This window comes from Klebsiella sp. GFKo11, assembly GCF_056490265.1.
Window position 1 is genome coordinate 2,077,895 of the sequence record NZ_CM151369.1, and the last position, 18,333, is coordinate 2,096,227.

11 protein-coding genes and 1 pseudogene are annotated in these 18,333 nt (G+C 55.0%); 5 read left to right on the plus strand and 7 right to left on the minus strand.

Annotation, left to right across the window (positions count from 1 at the left end; genetic code table 11):
• Window positions 1-3: 3 nt before the first annotated feature.
• Entirely contained in the window at window positions 4-3,525 is a 3,522-nt protein-coding gene (locus tag AC07P6_RS10050; protein WP_478316138.1) for a DUF4132 domain-containing protein, read from the minus strand.
• A gap of 177 nt (window positions 3,526-3,702) precedes the next feature.
• Between AC07P6_RS10050 and tnpA the strand changes: the two genes are divergently transcribed.
• The gene (tnpA, locus tag AC07P6_RS10055) at window positions 3,703-4,161 is read left to right on the plus strand and encodes an IS200/IS605 family transposase (RefSeq protein ID WP_478313671.1); all 459 of its coding nucleotides are present in this window, start codon (window positions 3,703-3,705) and stop codon (window positions 4,159-4,161) included.
• 102 nt (window positions 4,162-4,263) lie between these two features.
• On the opposite strand, the pseudogene AC07P6_RS10060 reads toward tnpA, so the two are convergent.
• The 3 genes and pseudogenes from AC07P6_RS10060 to metG all read right to left on the minus strand — a co-directional run.
• Window positions 4,264-4,446, minus strand: a pseudogene (locus AC07P6_RS10060) (WGR domain-containing protein); the annotation flags it as partial.
• Between the two features lie 12 nt (window positions 4,447-4,458).
• Window positions 4,459-8,199 carry a DUF4132 domain-containing protein gene (locus tag AC07P6_RS10065; RefSeq protein ID WP_478316139.1) on the minus strand — a complete coding sequence of 1,247 codons (3,741 nt, stop codon included), beginning with the start codon at window positions 8,197-8,199 and terminating at the stop codon, window positions 4,459-4,461.
• A 139-nt stretch (window positions 8,200-8,338) separates the two neighbouring features.
• The gene (metG, locus tag AC07P6_RS10070) at window positions 8,339-10,372 is read right to left on the minus strand and encodes a methionine--tRNA ligase (protein WP_182207653.1); all 2,034 of its coding nucleotides are present in this window, start codon (window positions 10,370-10,372) and stop codon (window positions 8,339-8,341) included.
• A gap of 151 nt (window positions 10,373-10,523) precedes the next feature.
• On the opposite strand from metG, the gene apbC reads away from it, so the two are divergent.
• Window positions 10,524-11,633 (plus strand): iron-sulfur cluster carrier protein ApbC, encoded by a 1,110-nt coding sequence (gene apbC, locus AC07P6_RS10075; protein WP_110277441.1) that lies wholly within the window; start codon window positions 10,524-10,526, stop codon window positions 11,631-11,633.
• 380 nt (window positions 11,634-12,013) lie between these two features.
• Window positions 12,014-12,343 (plus strand): hypothetical protein, encoded by a 330-nt coding sequence (locus AC07P6_RS10080; protein ID WP_142513110.1) that lies wholly within the window; start codon window positions 12,014-12,016, stop codon window positions 12,341-12,343.
• A 44-nt stretch (window positions 12,344-12,387) separates the two neighbouring features.
• Here the strand turns inward: AC07P6_RS10080 and AC07P6_RS10085 are convergent, their stop codons facing one another.
• Window positions 12,388-12,702, minus strand: a complete 315-nt coding sequence (locus AC07P6_RS10085; protein ID WP_110277442.1) for an RcnB family protein — start codon at window positions 12,700-12,702, stop codon at window positions 12,388-12,390.
• A gap of 169 nt (window positions 12,703-12,871) precedes the next feature.
• On the opposite strand from AC07P6_RS10085, the gene AC07P6_RS10090 reads away from it, so the two are divergent.
• A complete protein-coding gene (locus AC07P6_RS10090; RefSeq protein ID WP_434662455.1) occupies window positions 12,872-13,765 on the plus strand; it encodes a LysR family transcriptional regulator in 894 nt (297 codons plus the stop codon).
• Window positions 13,766-13,893: 128 nt separating this feature from the next.
• Here AC07P6_RS10090 and AC07P6_RS10095 read toward each other — a convergent pair whose 3' ends face one another.
• Both AC07P6_RS10095 and AC07P6_RS10100 read right to left on the minus strand, forming a co-directional pair.
• Window positions 13,894-15,237, minus strand: a complete 1,344-nt coding sequence (locus tag AC07P6_RS10095; protein WP_182239898.1) for an NCS2 family permease — start codon at window positions 15,235-15,237, stop codon at window positions 13,894-13,896.
• 2 nt (window positions 15,238-15,239) lie between these two features.
• The gene (locus AC07P6_RS10100; protein ID WP_478316140.1) at window positions 15,240-17,060 is read right to left on the minus strand and encodes an adenine deaminase; all 1,821 of its coding nucleotides are present in this window, start codon (window positions 17,058-17,060) and stop codon (window positions 15,240-15,242) included.
• Between the two features lie 124 nt (window positions 17,061-17,184).
• Between AC07P6_RS10100 and AC07P6_RS10105 the strand changes: the two genes are divergently transcribed.
• A complete protein-coding gene (locus AC07P6_RS10105) occupies window positions 17,185-18,108 on the plus strand; it encodes a LysR family transcriptional regulator (protein WP_478316141.1) in 924 nt (307 codons plus the stop codon).
• The last annotated feature ends 225 nt before the right edge of the window (window positions 18,109-18,333 follow it).

The window sequence follows — 18,333 nt, forward strand, 5'->3', positions numbered from 1 at the left end:
GTTCTATTCAAATAGTGCGTCAATGTCGTTAATCAGTTCGCTGGCGCTGACGCTATCCAGTACGGAAAACGTTGCTTTTTGCGGGCCGTTGCTGCCCCAGCCGTACTGGTGCGCTTTGCCTTCCCATAGCCAGATTTCACTTAACAGCTGCTCGGCGCTCAGCTCGTCCGGCGACATGCCCACGGCGAAGCCTTCGTCGATTTCCATTACTAACGTCCACTGTCCCAGCGGTTTGAGCATCCAGCCAATCCAGCCACCGTCCTGCGGATCGCCGTGCAGCCAGCCTTTATTCGCCATTCCCATAACCCGGCCGCTCGGACACTTACGCCCGGCCCAGCGGGTCAGCTCTGAGGCAGAAAGTTCAGCGGGCGTCAGGGTATAGCAGTTGCGATCGAGCTGACGGAACGGTGGCAGCAGTTCGTAATCGGCGAACAGTTGACCGAAGGCGGCGGCGTCTCCCGCAGGCATTTCCAGCACGTGTGGAATACCGATGCGGATCTCGCCGTCCGGCAGGGTAAAGAGATCGTCATCGGCGGTGCTGTAGCTGTTGTCTTCGGCAACGCGGAAGCAGGCCAGCAGTTTGTTGTCAGCACCATAGACGCCCCATACCAGACGACGGGTAAGATGGCGCACCAGCGGATGACTCACCAGGAACAGGTGGAAGTTCTCCGGCGTCCAGCGTCGGCGCTGGCACATGGCGGATTCCATTCGCGCGATTTGCTGGGCGGCGATGGTGCGGGCGTCTTTTTTCAGGGCTTTGTAGCGATTAACTGACTCTGTTGCCTGCGTGTCATCGTCACTCTTATTGGGTTTTGGCAGGTCTTTCAGACGATTGCCGCTTTCATCGCGCACGAATGGTTTGAGCGCCTCATCAAAGCTAACGATAAAGCGCCGCGGGCCAAAATCGAGGGTTAACGTTCCATCATCGTTCAATCCGAGATCCGGAGCGAGGCGGTCTTCCAGCTCGGCAACGGTCAGTTCGCGACTTTCGGCGATATCGCCGATTTTTTCCCGCGCGCGCTCCTGCAGGGCCTTGAACTTCAGCTTCTGAGCGATGCCGTTAAGCTGCATCAGGGCGATATCCGTGCCGATCGCGGCGAGAATATCTAACCCGACCGTGGCGCGTTTATGCTGGGATTCACCTGGCCAGACGCGGATCAGCGGCGTGAGCGCTCGGGCGGTGTCGTCGTTGCCAAGAATTCCCAGCGCGCTGAAGGCCCATCCCTCTTTGGATGGCGCTCCGGCAGTTTGCCAGGCGCTGAACAGGTCCCAGGCGAAGGCGGCGAGTGAATCGGCAGTGCAGAGATCTTTCACCTGCTGTAAGCCGGGGTAAAGGCCTTCTTCTGCCGGGAAGCGTAGCATTTCGCCGAACGATTTTAATGCTGCGTCCGGGAGTGCCAGGCCGTTTTCTCGCAGTATTGGACGTGCCCATAGCGCAGGTTGGTAAAACGCGGGCAGGGCCGGAATTTTGGTTGGATGGTTATCCAGCGGATCGAGTGAGAGCAGGGCGTTAATGGCGTCCATCGCCTCCGGCTGGTTATAGCGCTGCGCCACCTCTTCAAGCAGCGGCTGATGGCCGTTATCTATCAGCAGACGTAGCGCCAGACGTGCACTGTCCTGCGCTTCGCCCGCTTTACCAAAGGCTGCGGGCAGCAGGCCGGTAATGGCATGCTCAGGATAGGCCAGCAGCCACTCGCGCGCGCCTTCACGCAGCGTTTTGAGCTTGTTAAAGGCGCGGGCGACCATCGGGGCCAGTTCGCTGGCGGCAAACCAGATAGCGACGGATAAGTTCTCTTGCGGGTAACGTGAGAGAGAATGCATAAAGCCCGGCAGTCCGGCAAGACGCAGATACGTCATTACGTATTCCGCGCCGGTGTGCGGCTCTTTGCTCAGAGCGTTCCAGGCCACGATTGCCTGCTCGGTGGGCAGCGCGGTGAGCATATAGACTGCCCATTCGCGTGAGGAAGAACCGTGGCGGGCCTTAAACTCTGCAATCAGAGCGGGATAATCCTGCCGTTGCCAGGCGTTCAGTACGGAATCGGGGACGTCTTCAAAATTATGTCCATTCCAATGCTGAAACCCTAGTCGCTCCAGGTATTTTTTTTCGCCCTTTCCTGTACCCATTTCCACCTGGTGGGCATACCAGCTACGTTGTTCGAGAAGCTGCTTGCCCGCCTCTTCCGTCAGCATACAGACCGGGTCTAAGGCCAGCGGTGATAAATCCAGTTGGGGAATCGGCGATTTTTTCTTCTTCGTCGCCCACGGTGGGGAAACCAGCACCGACGGCAGCATATCGTCACTGGCGCAGTCGGCCTGCTGATTGAGTTGCTTCTGGCAGGTTTCCAGCAGCGCCGCGGCCTGCGAGGAGATCCACGGCGCGACCTGTGCGACCAGTTCCGGTCGGGCGCTCAGTTGGGTCATCAGCATAATGCGCCAGCGTTTCTCTTCTTTATGCACCAGTAGCTCAGCCAATGCCGCCAGCGCTGCATGTGGGAAACGGGTGCAGGCTTGAGTCATCCGTTCATGGCAGCGTTTTCCTTGTTCGCTCACGCGGATCAGCTGCGTCAGGGCCTGCGGATGATTAACGTAGCTTATCAGCTCGCCGCACAGGTCATCGTGAACGTAGGGCGCAAAGCGGGAGATTCCGGCGACTCCCTGTTCGCGCATCACCGTCGCGTTCCAGACGCTGCCGTGGTAATAGTCGTTAAAAACATTTTCTGCCTGGTAAGGCTCCAGTGCGTTGACGACCTGCGGGTCGCGGGCAACCAGCTTCAGCCATTCTGCCGTTCTGACATTTTTATGCGCCAGCACCCGGCGGGCGATGTCGTGGGCGATATCCGGGCGTTCCGGCAGCAATAACGCGACCAGCGGCTGCTGGCCGATAGGCATATCCGGCAATGCGGCAATGAGTTTATCCACGCAGCGCTGCCAGAGTAGCTCATCGGCAAGGGCCAGATGCGCACGCAGGCGAACGTCGAACATATTCGCTCCACGAGCCGATACTGGTTCTGCGAGAAAGGTGACCTGAACGGTTTGATAATTATATTCAAATTCAATGTGCTGTAGGGCGATAAACACTTCAACGGCGTATTCCAGCCCGTAGACGTGAACAATTTCGTCCATCAGCTCGGGATTGTCACCACTGCGCCAGCCACGGCGAGTTGCCACGGCGACCTGAACCGCCAGCGCGGCTGGTGATAGCTGGCCATCGGTGAGAGCTTCATTGATGACTTGCTGCCAGTATGCGGAGCAGTCGGCGCTATTGAAGGTGACGGTTTTACCGGATTGTTTGTGGATCTCTTTGCCGAGGTCCATCAGTTCACTGTCCTCAGGCGCAGCAATCGGTTCGCCGGGGAAGAGGCGCGAAGGGAGCGCTTGCGCAAGGAGTTCATCCGACAACGGCAATTCGGCATCGTCCGCCAGCCACGGGCGGGTAACGTCAACAGGCGTGGGAACGCGCTCCGGCTGTGGGGCAGCTGTCGTGGCGACTGGCTCAGAAGGCTGGCTGGCAACGGTGGGTTGCACTGCGGCGGTATCTTCAACATAGCCTTTTTTGGTTGTGCACAGAAAACCCCCAGCTAGGCTGGGGGTTCAGTAAAGCTTTCAGCTTTGGGCCAGTTATAAAAACCCCTTTTGATTTGTTAAAACAGTTTGCGGTCTGGCAACTGCAAACGTTCAACAAGAAATCAAAAGGGGGTCCCAATGAGGGACGAAAAGAGCTTAGCGCACACCCGCTGGAACTGTAAATATCACATAGTTTTTGCGCCGAAATACCGGAGACAGGTGTTCTACGGGGAAAAACGCAAAGCGATAGGGAGTATTTTAAGAAAGCTGTGCGAATGGAAAAACGTGAATATTCTGGAAGCGGAATGCTGTGTGGATCACATCCATATGCTTCTGGAAATCCCGCCCAAGATGAGTGTATCTGGATTTATGGGGTACCTGAAGGGAAAGAGCAGCCTGATGCTTTATGAGCAGTTTGGCGATTTGAAGTTCAAATACCGTAACAGAGAGTTTTGGTGCCGAGGGTATTACGTTGATACGGTAGGGAAAAACACGAGCAGGATACAAGAATACATAAAGCACCAACTTGCAGAGGATAAAATGGGCGAGCAGTTGTCGATCCCATATCCTGGCAGCCCGTTTACGGGCGGTAAGTAATCCATAGATGCAAATGTCAGGTCGTGATGCGCCTGTTAGGGCGCGGCTGGTAACAGAGCCTTATAGGCGCATCTGAAAAACCTCCGGCTATGCCGGAGGATATTTATTTTTTTCGTTAATCAGCTTCAGTTCGGCCTTGCTGGCGGCGACGCTATCGGCAAAGGTTTTAATCTGACTCTGACCACTGGTGTCGACCTTACCCCAGCTCAAATGCAGCTCGTTGTCCTGTTGCTCTACTGCCCAAAATTTGTGAGATTTTTCGTCGTGATAAATGAACGTTTTCATGACCAATTCCTTTTAATCGAATAGCGATTCGATATCGTTGATGAGTTCGCTGGCGGTAATAGCGTCGAGGGCGGAGAAAGCAAACGCTGGTTTTCCGAAGTAAATATCATCTTTAGCGACGATTTTGACCATATCGAGCGGGATGAGTTCGTCGTACCCCGTTTCTCCATACAGCAGGGAAAACGGCTCCATTTCCAGGATCAGTTCGCCGCAGGCAGATGGTTTATACATCCCACTGGTGCTGCCGCTTTCTTCTATTCGTTGCCAGCCTTTACGCTCCAGCCCGACGATGCGGCCTGCCTGGCATTGTCGCCCGTTCCACCGATTCAGCTCCATGGCGTCGCATTCGCTTTCCGCCAGGCTGTAGTGGTTACGATCGAGCTGGTGGAACGGCGGCAGCAGTTCGTAATCGGCAAACAGCTGGCCGAAGGCGGCGGTGTCTTCCGGAGCCATCTCCAGTACGTGCGGAATACCGATTTGCCCTTCCGGCAGGCTGAACGGATTATCCTCGGCATCGCTGTAGCTGTTGTCTTCGGCTACGCGAAAGCAGGTAAGCAGGGTGTTTTCTTCGCTATAGACGCCCCATACCAGGCGGCGGGTGATGTGGCGCACCAGCGGATGCTCGACAAGGAACAGGCGGAACTGCTCCGGCGTCCAGCGGCGGCGCAGGCACATGGCGGATTCCAGGCGCATGATTTGTTGGGCGGCGACGGTGCGGGCATCTTTCTTCAACTGTTTGTAGCGGCTGACGGCTTCGGTCGCCAGCGTCTCGTCATCGTTTTTGTTGGGCTTCGGCAGGTCCTTCAGGCGGCTGTTGCCGTTTTCGTCGCGCACAAAGGGTTTGAGGGCTTCATCGAAGCTGACGGTAAAGCGGCGCGGGCCGAAGTCGAGGGTCAGAGAGCCGCTGTCGTCCAGGTCGAGATCCGGAGCCAGGCGATCTTCCAGCTCGGCAATAGTCAGCCCGCGGCTTTCGGCAATTTGCTGGATTTTGTTCTGTGCATTCTCCTGCAGCGCCGCAAATTTGATTTTTTGCGCAATGCCGTTGAGCAACATCAGGGCGATGTCGCTGCCGATTTCCGCCAGAATATCCAGCCCAAGCGCTGCGCGTTGATGCTGTGATTCTCCAGGCCAGGTGCGGATGAGTGGCGTCAGCGCTCGCGCGGTATCGTCATTACCGAAAAAGGCTAATGTCGTGAAACCCCAGTTTGCTTTTGAGGGGCCTCCGGCTTCAATCCAGGCGTTAAAAAGATCCCAGGCAAAGTTAGCCAGAGATGTCGGAGTGCAGATGCTTTTTACGGTATTCAGCCCAGCGTAAAGTTTCACTTCGCGTGGGAAATTCAGCATATCGCCGAGGTAACGCATAGCGTCATCTGGCAACGGCAGACCCGTGCTTTTGAGCTGTGGTCTGCGCCACAGAGCAAATTGATAAAATTCAGGTAGAGGCTGAATTTTCGCCGGGAAATCGTGTAAATCCCTTACGTCGAGAAAGGCTCCCAGGGCGGCGATAATCTCCGGTTGTTGATAGCGCTGCGCTATTTGGGTTATCAGAGAACGGTGATTGTTATCGGCCAGTAATCGCAAGGCTTGTTGAGCGTCGTCCCTGTCTTTGCAAGCTTTCCCTAGCGCTGCGGGCAATAATCCGGCAATGGTATGTTCGGGATACTCAAGTAACCAGCTGCGGGCGTCTTCGCGCAGCGTTTTTTTGCGGCTGAAGTTTTGTGCCATCGGCAGTGCCAAATCGGTTGTGCCGCAATAGGGGGTAAACGGCCACAGCGACTGGCGATCGTGTTTAAGATAACGGACAAATATTGGCAGGGCATCGATACCAAAAATGGGCAAGATCCCCTCTTCGCCTTTGTGAGGTTCATCAGCTAAGGCATCCAGTAAGGCCAATGCTTGCTCGCGCGGCATCCAGGCCAGCAGATGCAGTTTCCATTGCGAATACCGCTTACCCGTATACTGATGGAATTCATTTATCAAGGTGGCGTAGTCATTGCATTGCAGGGCATTGATGGCGTTTTGCGGAATGGGCATTTTTTGCGATGTGCCAGGGTCTAACTGTTGCCAGTTTTCAAATCCCAGGCGCCACAGAAAGTTTTGTTCCGGGGTGAATGGCTCTGTCACTTTTTCCCAACGATAGCTTTCAAATGGCGGTAGGTCCGCGTAATTGAATTGGGATTGGTAATCACTGTAATCGTAGCCAGTGAGTTCTTCCGCTATTGCCGGCGTCAGGCTCAGCGTAGAAACGACGGGGAGCACCAATAGCTTGAATACGGGTGGTGCGCTTTTTTGATTTTGCTTTAGCCACGGTGGGGATACCAGTATTTCTGGTAGGGTCTCCGGGCTGGCATATTCTGCTGATGAATCGCTAAGCGGTTGTGTCGTGGTTAACGTTTCTGCGGCGTGTGCGTCAATCCATGGCAAGACCTGCTCTACCCGGGTGGGGTCAGCGCTGATGAGTATCGTTAGCGCTCTGCGCCAGATCGGATCTTCATAGCTCGTCAGCAGCGACACATATGCGGCAATGGCCGCATGAGGATATTTTTGGCAGGCCTTACTTAAATATCCCAGACGCTTATTTTTGTTGCCGGCGCCAAGAATTAATATCTTAAGCGCATCCGGATGGTTCGTTTTAGCTAACCACTTAGTGAAATAGTCAGTAGCTTCCAGCTTTGGTAATTGGATGTTTGCTTCTTTTTCGTCCAAATCGTTGACGAGTTGGCTTACCCCGATCACGCCATGATTGGCTATCAATGTGGCAACATAGGAGAGAAAGTGAGAGTAAAGCGGAGGCAACGGATATTTTTCTAGCGTAGTCAGTGCTGAAGGGGCATCGACGACCATTTTCAACCACGCCATTGCCGGGATCTCTTCGGCGGCGAAACGCAATACTATCTCGTTGGCGATATCCGGGCGCTCTGGCAACATCAATGCGGCAAACGGCTGCATAGCGGGAGAAAGCCCAGGAATAGCAGCGAGCAGCTTTTTGACGCAGCGCTGCCACTCTTCCTCAGGCGCTAATGAAAGATGATGACACAAACGCGGGTGCCAGTCGGGCAGATATTCTATTTCGTTAACAGGAAAGTCGCTACCTACGACAGTTTTTTTAAGGTCATCATCGTACTTGCATGCCACTTGTAGGGTATGACAGGCGATCTCAACCGTGGTTTCAAGTCCGTATCGCGTCACAAAAAGGTCGATTAAATCATCAGAATAATAGCCCATTTGCCCGAGAAGAGCCGCTTCAGAAAACAGGCTTCCGGTGGATTGGTTATGTTTAATCCGCTGGTGTAGCTCAGCGTAAGCCTGTTCCCAGACCGGTGATGTAAAATGGTAGTCGGATGGCCTGAATGTGGCTTTGTCATTCTGGGTAATGCTTTGCCAAATCTGATTGCCATCCGGTGTGGTATTAAACGGTCTGGAGCGGTTCCGGTGATGGAAAGCAAACCAGTCGATCTCCTCCGTTAGCGGTATATGAGCATCATCAGCGAGCCAGGGGCGGTTATTCGCTGGGCTAGCGACTGCCTGGGGCGGGCGTTTTTCCGCCACGGTATTTTCGGCGTACCCTTTTTTTGTTTTCTCATTAATCAGCTTCTGCCTGGCTTTACTGGCTGCGGCGCTATCGGCAAAGGTTTTAATCTGGCTCTGGCCGTTGGTGCCAACCTTGCCCCAGCTCAGGTGCAGCTCGTTATCCTGTTGCTCGACCGCCCAGAATTTGTGTGATTTTTCGTCCTGATAAATAAAATATTCCATTTTCTTCCCTGTGTTTTTATCCAGTTTGGATTTGATGCTAGCAGTTATTGCTAAGAACACAGAGGGGGAGGACGGCAGGAATGCGATTTTCAGAATTTATAAAATAAAAAGCGCTGCCGGAGCAGCGCTTTATGCGGGGTTACTTGACCTGTTGGCCTGGCTGAGCGCCGCTGTCCGGGCTTAACAGGAAGATATCCTTCCCGCCGGGGCCTGCAGCCATCACCATGCCTTCCGAGATGCCGAAGCGCATTTTACGCGGCGCCAGGTTGGCGACCATCACCGTCAGGCGACCAATCAGCGCCTGCGGATCTGGATAGGCGGAGCGGATGCCGGAGAAGACGTTGCGTTTCTCGCCGCCGAGATCCAGCGTCAGGCGCAGCAGTTTATCGGAACCGTCAACGAACTCGGCGTTTTCGATAAGCGCGATACGCATATCGACTTTGGCGAAGTCGTCAAAAGTGATGGTTTCCTGAATCGGGTCATCCGCCAGCGGACCGGTGACCGGTGCTGACAGCGCTTTCACCTCTTCTTTCGACGCTTCAACCAGCGCTTCAACTTGCTTCATCTCAATGCGGTTATACAGCGCTTTGAAATTATTGACCTTGTGAGCGAGCAGCGGCTGCTGAATGGCATCCCAGCTCAGTTCACTGTTAAGGAAGGCTTCTGCACGTGCAGAAAGCTCCGGCAGAACCGGCTTCAGCCAGGTCATCAGCACGCGGAACATGTTCAGACCCATGGTGCAGATGGCCTGCAGGTCGGCGTCGCGGCCTTCCTGTTTTGCCACAACCCATGGAGCCTGCTCATCAACGTAGCGGTTCGCGACGTCGGCCAGCGCCATGATTTCGCGGATGGCTTTGCCGAATTCGCGGCTGTCCCATGCTTCGCCAATGCTTGCAGCTGCATCGGTGAAGGTTTTGTACAGCACCGGGTCAGCCAGCTCAGCGGACAGCACGCCGTCGAAGCGCTTAGCGATAAAGCCCGCATTACGGGACGCCAGGTTCACTACTTTGTTGACGATGTCGGCATTCACGCGCTGCACGAAATCTTCCAGGTTCAGGTCGATATCATCGATGCGTGAAGAGAGCTTGGCAGTGTAGTAGTAGCGCAGGCTGTCGGCGTCAAAATGCTTCAGCCAGGTGCTGGCCTTAATAAAGGTACCGCGCGACTTGGACATCTTCGCACCGTTGACCGTCACGTAGCCGTGAACGAACAGGTTGGTCGGTTTGCGGAAGTTGCTGCCTTCCAGCATCGCAGGCCAGAACAGGCTGTGGAAGTAGACGATATCTTTGCCGATAAAGTGATACAGCTCGGCGGTAGAATCTTTCTTCCAGTATTCGTCAAAGCTGGTGGTGTCGCCGCGCTTGTCGCACAGGTTCTTGAAAGAGCCCATGTAGCCAATTGGCGCATCCAGCCAGACGTAAAAATATTTGCCCGGCGCGTTGGGGATTTCGAAGCCAAAGTACGGCGCATCGCGGGAAATATCCCACTGCTGCAGGCCGGATTCAAACCACTCCTGCATTTTGTTCGCCACCTGCTCCTGCAGCGCGCCGCTACGGGTCCACGCTTGCAGCATTTCGCTAAATGACGGCAGATCAAAGAAGAAGTGCTCAGACTCGCGCATCACTGGCGTTGCGCCGGAAACCACCGATTTCGGCTCGATAAGCTCGGTCGGGCTGTAGGTTGCGCCGCACACTTCGCAGTTATCGCCGTACTGATCCGGTGATTTGCACTTCGGACAGGTGCCTTTTACGAAACGGTCCGGCAGGAACATGCCTTTTTCCGGATCGTAAAGCTGCGAAATAGTACGGTTTTTAATAAAACCGTTCTCTTTCAGGCGGCCATAGATAAGCTCCGACAGCTCACGGTTTTCGTCACTGTGCGTGGAGTGATAGTTATCGTAGCTGATGCCGAAGCCAGCAAAATCGGTCTGATGCTCCTGACTCATTTCGCCAATCATCTGTTCCGGAGTGATCCCGAGCTGCTGCGCTTTCAGCATGATCGGGGTGCCGTGGGCGTCGTCGGCGCAGATGAAGTTGACTTCGTGGCCGCGCATTCGCTGGTAACGGACCCAGACATCAGCCTGGATGTGCTCCAGCATGTGGCCGAGGTGGATTGAGCCGTTTGCGTACGGCAGCGCGCACGTTACCAGAATTTTCTTCGCGACTTGAGTCATAGTGGGCATTACATCTTCTATTGTAAAAAGGGCTTTCGATGTTACCGCAAAGGCAATAATTTGGTAAGCCCAAAGCTTATTGTGGGGGAATTATTCCCTTTAAGGTAAACTTAACGGACAAGATTCAACTCACAATAACAAAGGAGTCGGGATGAGTTCGCAATCCCAGGCCAAATCCCCCGAGCGCCTACGTGCGATGGTTGCCGGGACCCTGGCTAATTTCCAGCACCCAACCCTGAAACATAACCTCACCACGCTGAAGGCGCTGCACCACGTCGCCTGGCTGGACGAGACCGTGCACATCGAAATTCAGATGCCGTTCGTGTGGCATAGCGCGTTTGAGGTGTTAAAAGAGCAGTGCAGCGCTGAGCTGTTGCGCATTACCGGCGCTAAAGCCATTGACTGGAAGCTGACGCACAGCATCGCCACGCTTCAGCGGGTAAAAAATCAGCCCGGTATTAACGGCGTAAAAAACATTATCGCCATCAGCTCCGGCAAAGGTGGGGTGGGGAAATCGTCTACGGCGGTTAACCTGGCGCTGGCGCTGGCGGCGGAAGGGGCGAAAGTGGGTATTCTCGATGCCGATATTTACGGCCCGTCGATTCCGACCATGCTCGGCGCGGAAGACCAGCGTCCGACGTCACCGGATGGCACTCACATGGCGCCGATTATGAAATTCGGTCTGGCAACCAACTCCATCGGCTATCTGGTGACTGACGATAACGCCATGGTATGGCGCGGCCCGATGGCCAGCAAAGCGCTGATGCAAATGCTGCAGGAAACGTTGTGGCCGGATCTCGATTATCTGGTACTGGATATGCCGCCAGGCACCGGCGATATTCAGCTGACGCTGGCGCAGAACATTCCGGTAACCGGCGCGGTAGTGGTCACTACGCCGCAGGACATCGCACTGATCGACGCCAAAAAAGGCATCGTGATGTTTGAAAAAGTGGAAGTGCCGGTACTGGGTATTGTGGAAAACATGAGTATGCATATTTGCAGCAATTGTGGACACCACGAACCTATCTTCGGTACCGGTGGCGCGCAAAAGCTGGCGGATAAATACCACACTCAGCTACTGGGCCAGCTGCCGCTGCATATCACCCTGCGTGAAGACCTCGATAAAGGTACCCCGACGGTGGTCGCGCGCCCGGAAAGCGAGTTTACCGAGACTTACCGCCAGCTAGCGGACCGCGTCGCGGCGCAGCTGTACTGGCAGGGCGAAGTGATCCCCGGCGAGATTGCCTTCCGGGCGGTGTAATCACCTTTCAAGGCTAAGCCGTGCGGCATTTTACGTCGCGCGGTTTTTTTATGTCTGCAGATAACTACGCTTTTCTGCCTTATAAGTTAATCACCAAATGAATATCATTGATGTTAACTATTACTTATTTTTATTCACATTCAAACGTGTTGAGATTTATCAATAAAACATATTATTAACATTGTATTCTTCCGGCAATTGTGAGAGCTTCATTAACATAGAAGTGAAATATTTTTTATTCGCCAGGGTGAGGTGTTTTTTTACAGGAATCTATTTTCCTCATCTAATTTTTTTGGGGCGGGAAGTTGTCATCATTAGTCATACGTAGATAAAAACGAGGTAAGGAATAAAATATCCGTAATAGATTTTCGGAGTGAATGATGAATAATATTGCTCTAATCGTTAAGTTACGAGAACTGCTGGTTATTTTTATGCATACGCGCTCTTTGCCGGAGAAAGCAGCCGATGCGTTGCGTTATTGCCAGGAAAACATCCCGCTAACTGAGGTTCCGATTGGCGCTTATGGTGAATATAATGAAATTTTCGAACAAATCACTTTTTTATCAGGTGATCAAAGCCGCACTGCGCCGGATGATTTACTGCGAAGCGGCGGCGATCTGATATTAAGTATTCTGATGTTATATGAGCAAATTGCTTCATATATTGCCGTCGAGGAATTTATGCAAAAGCAAAACCGTTTTAACGAATAGAAACGAGAAACGCCAGCGGCTGGTAGCGCGCTGGCGTTCGGTTTTTAACGATGGTAGAAAATCTCGCCATCGTAGATTTTGAGGATTTTCCCCTCAGTATCGGTAATCAGAACGTAGCTCCCACCCATATAGGTCCAGTGAGTACCGGCGTCCGGTGCGGGCAGATTGCGCTGCTGCCACTGCTTAATGTTGTATTCTGGCGTGAGGTACAGCGGCGGTACGGTATCGCCGATGTGGAATTGTTTGAAGTCTGCGGTAACACCATCCAGCTCATATTTCTGTATAGCGCCGCCAGCAGCCCACGCTCCGCTGGAACAGGCCAACAGTACGCCCAGAAGCATCATTTTTGTTTTACGCATAATTTCCTCATTATTATCCTGGACACAAAATCGCAGCCTCGTATCATTCCTGATACATCAAGGAAATGGCAAGTGTTGGTTTGGTTAAAAGTGTAAGCAAACAGTGATGCTGCGACGTTTTTCGGCGGATCGCGTCGGTTTTGAGAATAATCCTGATTCGGGAGCTCCTATGTTCAGGCTGGAAGATCTGGCGTTGTTTGTCCGCGCCGCGGCATTAAGCAACTTTAGCGAGGCGGCGCGAGAGGCCGGGCAGCAGCCCGCGCAGGTGAGTGCGGCGATAAAACGCCTGGAAACGACGCTGAACATTCGTCTTTTTGCCCGTTCAACGCGTAGTTTGCGTCTGACCCCTGAAGGGGAGACCTGGCTGCCCTATGCCACGCAGATGCTGGATACGCTGTACGCCGGACTGCAAAAAATCCAGGCTCCCGATGACGAAGTTCGCGGCACGTTACAAATTGCCGTGCCGTCCGATCTGGGGCGTAACTTGCTCCTGCGCGTGTTTCGCGCTTTTCGCCAGCGCCATCCCGCGCTGAGTTTACGGATCCTGTTTTCCGATCATCGGACCGATGTGTTTAAAGACCCGGTGGACGTGGCATTTCGCTATGGCGATAACGACGACGCCTCGTTTATTTCCCTGCCGGTTGCGCCCGAGAACCGGCGCGTGCTGGTGGCCTCGCCCGGTTGGATAGCCGAGCACGGTGAACCGCAGACGCTGGATGATTTAACGCGGCATAATGCGCTGACCTACGTGCTGCGCGGCAGGCCGTTCGATCGCTGGCCGCTTAGTTTTGGGGGCGAAGTTCACCATGTGCAGGTTTCCGGCACGATTGTGAGTGATGACGCTGAAGTTATTCGCCGCCTGGCGGTTGCCGGGGAGGGGATTGCGTATAAATCCACGCTGGACGTGAGTGATGACATTCGAGAAGGGCGGCTACAGGTGCTGTTGCCGCAGTATCAGGGTGATGTCGTGCCGCTAAATATGATTTGCCCGCACCGCAAACAGCTTTCTCCTGCGGTGCGGCTACTGTATGAGGCGGTTAAAGCGGAGTGCGAGAAAGTATAGGCTCTAACGCTGGTGTCATTCCCGGCGGCGCTTCGCCTGGCCGGGCTACGGGTCCACCATCGTCTGCGGACCGGTAGCCCGGACAGGCGCGTCAAGCGCCGCCTCCGGGAAAATGAGCGGCATGAACCTTAATGCTTCACCAGCGTCGCAAAGTAGTACACCAGCGGAATGGCGAGGATCCACAGGCCAATCGGGATTTCTCGCCACTTGCCAGCAATAGTCTTAATCACCACATAAAACAGCAGCCCACCGGCAATTCCGGTACCGAAGCTGTTGGCAATCAGCGTAATCATCACCATCATCAGTACCGGCAATCCGTCGGTGAAATTGCCTAAATCTACTTTGCGCAGGCCGCTGAACATATTCAGGCCGATCAGAATTAGCGCTGGCGCGGTGGCTTCTTTCGGGATCATCAATGCCACCGGCGTAAACAGCAGCATCAGCAGGAACATTACCGCCGCCGACAGCGCAGTTAACCCGGTTTTGCCGCCAGCTTCCGCCGCCGCCGAAGATTCAATCAGCGCGGTCGCCGCCGGAATACCCAGCCACGGGCCGATAGCCGCCGCGATGGAATCGACCATAAACGGGCGATTGATATGCGGCATGTTGCCTTCTTCATCCAGCAGGCCCGCTTCGCCGCCCACCGCCAGCGTGGTGCCCATCGTGGAAAAGAACTCTGAGGCGAAAAAGACGAACAGGAACGGCAGGAAAGCGATATTCAACGCCCCCAGCATATCGATTTGCCCCAGCACCGGCGTCAGCGAATGCGGCATATCGATAATGCTGCCCGGCAGTTTAGTGACGCCCATGGGGATACCGATCAGGGTAGCGACCAGGATGGCCCATAGAATAGAACCGGGGATCTTTCGTGCCTGTAGGGCAATCGCCAGAAACAGCCCGCAGAGCGCGACCAGTGCGCCCGGTGAAAGAAAATCCCCGAGCATCAGGGCATTGGTTTTGGCATTTGCCAGCACCAGCCCGGCGTTACGAAAGCCCAGTACCGCAACGAACAGGCCGATCGAGGCGGTTAGCCCGAGTTTAATAGATTGTGGCACCGAGCGGGTGACCACTTCGCGCAGGCCGAATTTTGTCAGCAGGAAAAACAGGATCCCTGACCAGCAGGCGATACCGAGGCCGACCTGCCAGCCAATCCCCTCGCTGCCTGCAAGCGTTACGCCAACCAGCACCGAGCCACCGATGCCCGGCCCAACGATAAACGGCAGATTGGCGTAAAACGCCATCAGCAGGGTGCCGCCGACGAATACCAGAATCGTGCCGGTGGTCGCTGCGCCTTTATCCATCCCGCCCACCGCCAGCAGTCCGGGGATAACCACCAGCAGATAGGCGGCGGCAAGAAAGCCGGTGATCCCGGCCAGGCACTCGGTACGCAACGTGCTGCCGCGCGAATATAAGGCAAAACGGCGCTCCAGCCAGCTTCCTTGCGCGGATGAATGAAGGGTGTTGTCGGCCATGCTTAGGCTCCCTGATGTTTATTGTTGTGCTCTGTGTGTTTTATGTATTCCGGGATTTCCCGGCAGTCTATCAGCGGGTCGACAATCTGGCGGGTACTGCCGTCGGTCAAACCCAAATCGGTCAAATGCGGTCCGGCGTTACAGGCGAGGCAGGTGCCTTCGATAGCCTTAAACACACGGTACGGTGGCTCCCAGTCGGCGACTTCTGCGCTCAGGTCTCGCAGCTGGCGGAACTGTTGCGCCAGCTCCGGGGCTGGTAAATCGGAAAGCATCCCGGCAATCGGCATTGCCACGTGAGCGAGGATTTTGCCCTGCTGCGCCAGCGCCATACCACCGCCGGATGCGATCAACTGATTTGCCGCCAGCGCCATATCGTCGGCATCGCGGCCCAGCACCACCAGATTGTGTGAGTCGTGCGAATAGCTGGTGGCGATCGCACCGCGCAGCTCACCCCAGCCTTCCAGCAGCGCAATTTGCGGCTTCGCTTCGTGGCGGCCGTGGCGATGCTTAACCCAAATCAGGCTAAACCCGTCCGGGATTTGCACTTTGCCGTCGCGAACTTGCACTTCCACTTCGCCCCACTGGGTAAAGCGCGCGCCGCGAATATGCCTCAGGCGGGCGACGCCGTGGCGGATATCTTCGACGCGGAGGATAAAATCGTCAGGATTTAGCGGTGTCAGCTGAAGCGTATTGCGCGGTGGCGTCACGCCCGCCGCCGCTGAAACAGGTTGGAGCAGAGTCCCTTTGCGGGCAATCAGCTTCCCGGCGACGTAGACTTCCTGCGCTTTTAGCTTTTCTAATGAATCGAAAACGACAAGATCGGCGCGACGTCCGGCGGCAACCAGCCCCAGATCGTTACGCTGTAGACGGATCGCTGCGTTTAAGGTGGCGAAGCGTAATACGTCGGTCGCCGCCAGACCATGCTCAATCAGCAGGTTGAGCAGGGCGATGATGCCGCCTTTTTCCAGCAGCATATCCGGTGGGACATCATCGGTGCAGACGGTGATCTGCGAGGATAGATGCGGCAGCGTTTTCAGCGCCTTGACGATATCTGGCAGCAGGTAAGGGTGCGAACCGCGAATTTCTACGGTCAGCCCGGCGCGCAGCTTTTCCAGTGCATCTTCCGCAGAAGTCAGTTCGTGATCGGATGTCACCCCGGCGGCGAGATAGGCCTGGAGGTCCGCGCCGCTTAAACCGCGCGCGTGGCCTTCAATCAGCTTGCCGCTGTTCAGACCGGCCTGGACAATCTCCTGCATCCGCTCGCTGCCGTGCAATACGCCGTGCATGTCCATAACTTCGGCGACGCCGCGTACTTCCGGCCACGCCAGCATGGTTTCCATTTCCGCGCCGGCAAAATCCGCGCCGGACATCTCCAGCCCCGGCGTGGACGGCACGCTGGAGGGCGCGGCGACCATCACCTGTAGCGGCAGATCGCGGCTGGCGGCGACGGCATAGCGCACACCTTCAACGCCAAGCACGTTGGCCAGCTCGTGCGGATCCCAGAACACCGCCGTAGTGCCCTGAGTCAGGACGATTTCGGCATAACGCTCGGGCGGCAGGTGGGAGCTTTCGAGGTGAACGTGTGTATCCATCAGCCCTGGTGACAAAAAATATCCCGCCAGAGAGCGACGTTCGTGGGCATCGGATCGGCTACCGCGCGGGTGCACGCTGGCGATCATTTCGCCAACGATGCCGACATCGGCCTCACGGATCTCGCCGCTCGCCATGTCGACGATCTGTGCGTCGGTCAGTAATAGATCGAACGGGGATTCGCCGCGTGCGGCCTGGACGGCGCGGCGGCGGGTTTCAGCACTGCTGGACATAACAACTCCGGCACAAGGATAATGCAGATACTCTAGGGACAGAGCAAACGTTTGCCCAGATGAATAAATTTATCGCCCGATAACCTCGGGTTATTCTACGTAATGACCGTTGACGAAAAACACTATGACTGAACCCTGGCAGCGTCTGCCTGCACTTTCGCTTAAACAGCTCCAGTATTTTGTGACCCTGGCTCAGCTACGCCATTTCACCGATACCGCTAATCGGCTGGCTATCAGCCAACCGGCGCTAAGCAGCGCGCTGCGGCAAATTGAGGCCGTACTGGGCGGTAAGCTGGTTAACCGCACGGCGTCGTCAGTGACGTTGACCGAGTTGGGGGCCGCTATTTTGCCCCATGCCCGGCGGGTGTTGAGCGTGGCGCAGCTGGCGTTTCAGGATATGCAGCAGATTGTCGAGGCCGGCGGGGATGGCACGGTGCGCATTGGCCTGGTGCCTTCGGTGAGCTCGCTGCTGTTTCCGCTGCTGCCGCAGACGCTGGCTCAGGCTTTTCCGCGCCTGAGGGTGGAGTTTCACGATCAGACCAACGATGCCCTGTTTTGCGAGCTGCAGTCGGGGAAAATAGATTTTGCCATTGGCGCAATTGATCGTTCTTTGCCGCCGGAACTGCTGGTTTATCCTCTGCGCGAAGATCCGTTCGTTGCGGTGCTGCATTGTGACGATCCGCTGGCCGGGCAGCCGCATCTGCCGTGGAAGCTACTGGCCGGGCGCGATATCGCGGTGTTCTCAAAGGGCAATATTCAGCGTCTGGTCGGCGCGCTGGCAGAGAGTCATCGCCTGACGCTTAATACGCGCTATCAGGTTGATTATATTGAAACGCTCTATGGTCTGGTGCGTTCCCGGCTGGCAGTGGCGATTCTGCCTGCGCTTTATACCACCCATCTTCAGGATCCTGTGTTGAAGATTGCCCAGCTTCAGCAACCTGCCTTAACGCGGACCGTGGCGCTGATGCGCGGGCCACAGCCTTTGCCGCCGCTGATTGAAGCGTGTTTTGCTTTACTATTGAGTTCGCTGCGGGAAGTTAATCTATAGGATGCCATTATCGCGGTTCATTTCAGTGAAAGTGAAAGAGCTAACGAAATACTTTATCGTATCTATTAAAATCAAAGGGTTATCGCTCTTTAATAAAATCAATTTGTTGCAAAAATGTCGGTAGATTGTTTTGAATGAAAAAATTTATTATAAAACAAAAAGATATATTTAGTACGTTCCCCACGGCAACGGGGATAATTAATCAACTAACAACCGCGCTATGCA

Excerpts from the sequence above, each read along its gene's own strand:
- metG (WP_182207653.1), bottom strand. The coding sequence starts at position 10,372 with ATGACTCAAGTCGCGAAGAAAATTCTGGTAACGTGCGCGCTGCCGTAC.
- AC07P6_RS10090 (WP_434662455.1), top strand. The coding sequence starts at position 12,872 with ATGTTCAGGCTGGAAGATCTGGCGTTGTTTGTCCGCGCCGCGGCATTA.
- AC07P6_RS10085 (WP_110277442.1), bottom strand. The coding sequence starts at position 12,702 with ATGCGTAAAACAAAAATGATGCTTCTGGGCGTACTGTTGGCCTGTTCC.
- tnpA (WP_478313671.1), top strand. The coding sequence starts at position 3,703 with ATGAGGGACGAAAAGAGCTTAGCGCACACCCGCTGGAACTGTAAATAT.
- AC07P6_RS10080 (WP_142513110.1), top strand. The coding sequence starts at position 12,014 with ATGAATAATATTGCTCTAATCGTTAAGTTACGAGAACTGCTGGTTATT.
- apbC (WP_110277441.1), top strand. The coding sequence starts at position 10,524 with ATGAGTTCGCAATCCCAGGCCAAATCCCCCGAGCGCCTACGTGCGATG.
- AC07P6_RS10105 (WP_478316141.1), top strand. The coding sequence starts at position 17,185 with ATGACTGAACCCTGGCAGCGTCTGCCTGCACTTTCGCTTAAACAGCTC.
- AC07P6_RS10095 (WP_182239898.1), bottom strand. The coding sequence starts at position 15,237 with ATGGCCGACAACACCCTTCATTCATCCGCGCAAGGAAGCTGGCTGGAG.
- AC07P6_RS10065 (WP_478316139.1), bottom strand. The coding sequence starts at position 8,199 with ATGGAATATTTTATTTATCAGGACGAAAAATCACACAAATTCTGGGCG.
- AC07P6_RS10100 (WP_478316140.1), bottom strand. The coding sequence starts at position 17,060 with ATGTCCAGCAGTGCTGAAACCCGCCGCCGCGCCGTCCAGGCCGCACGC.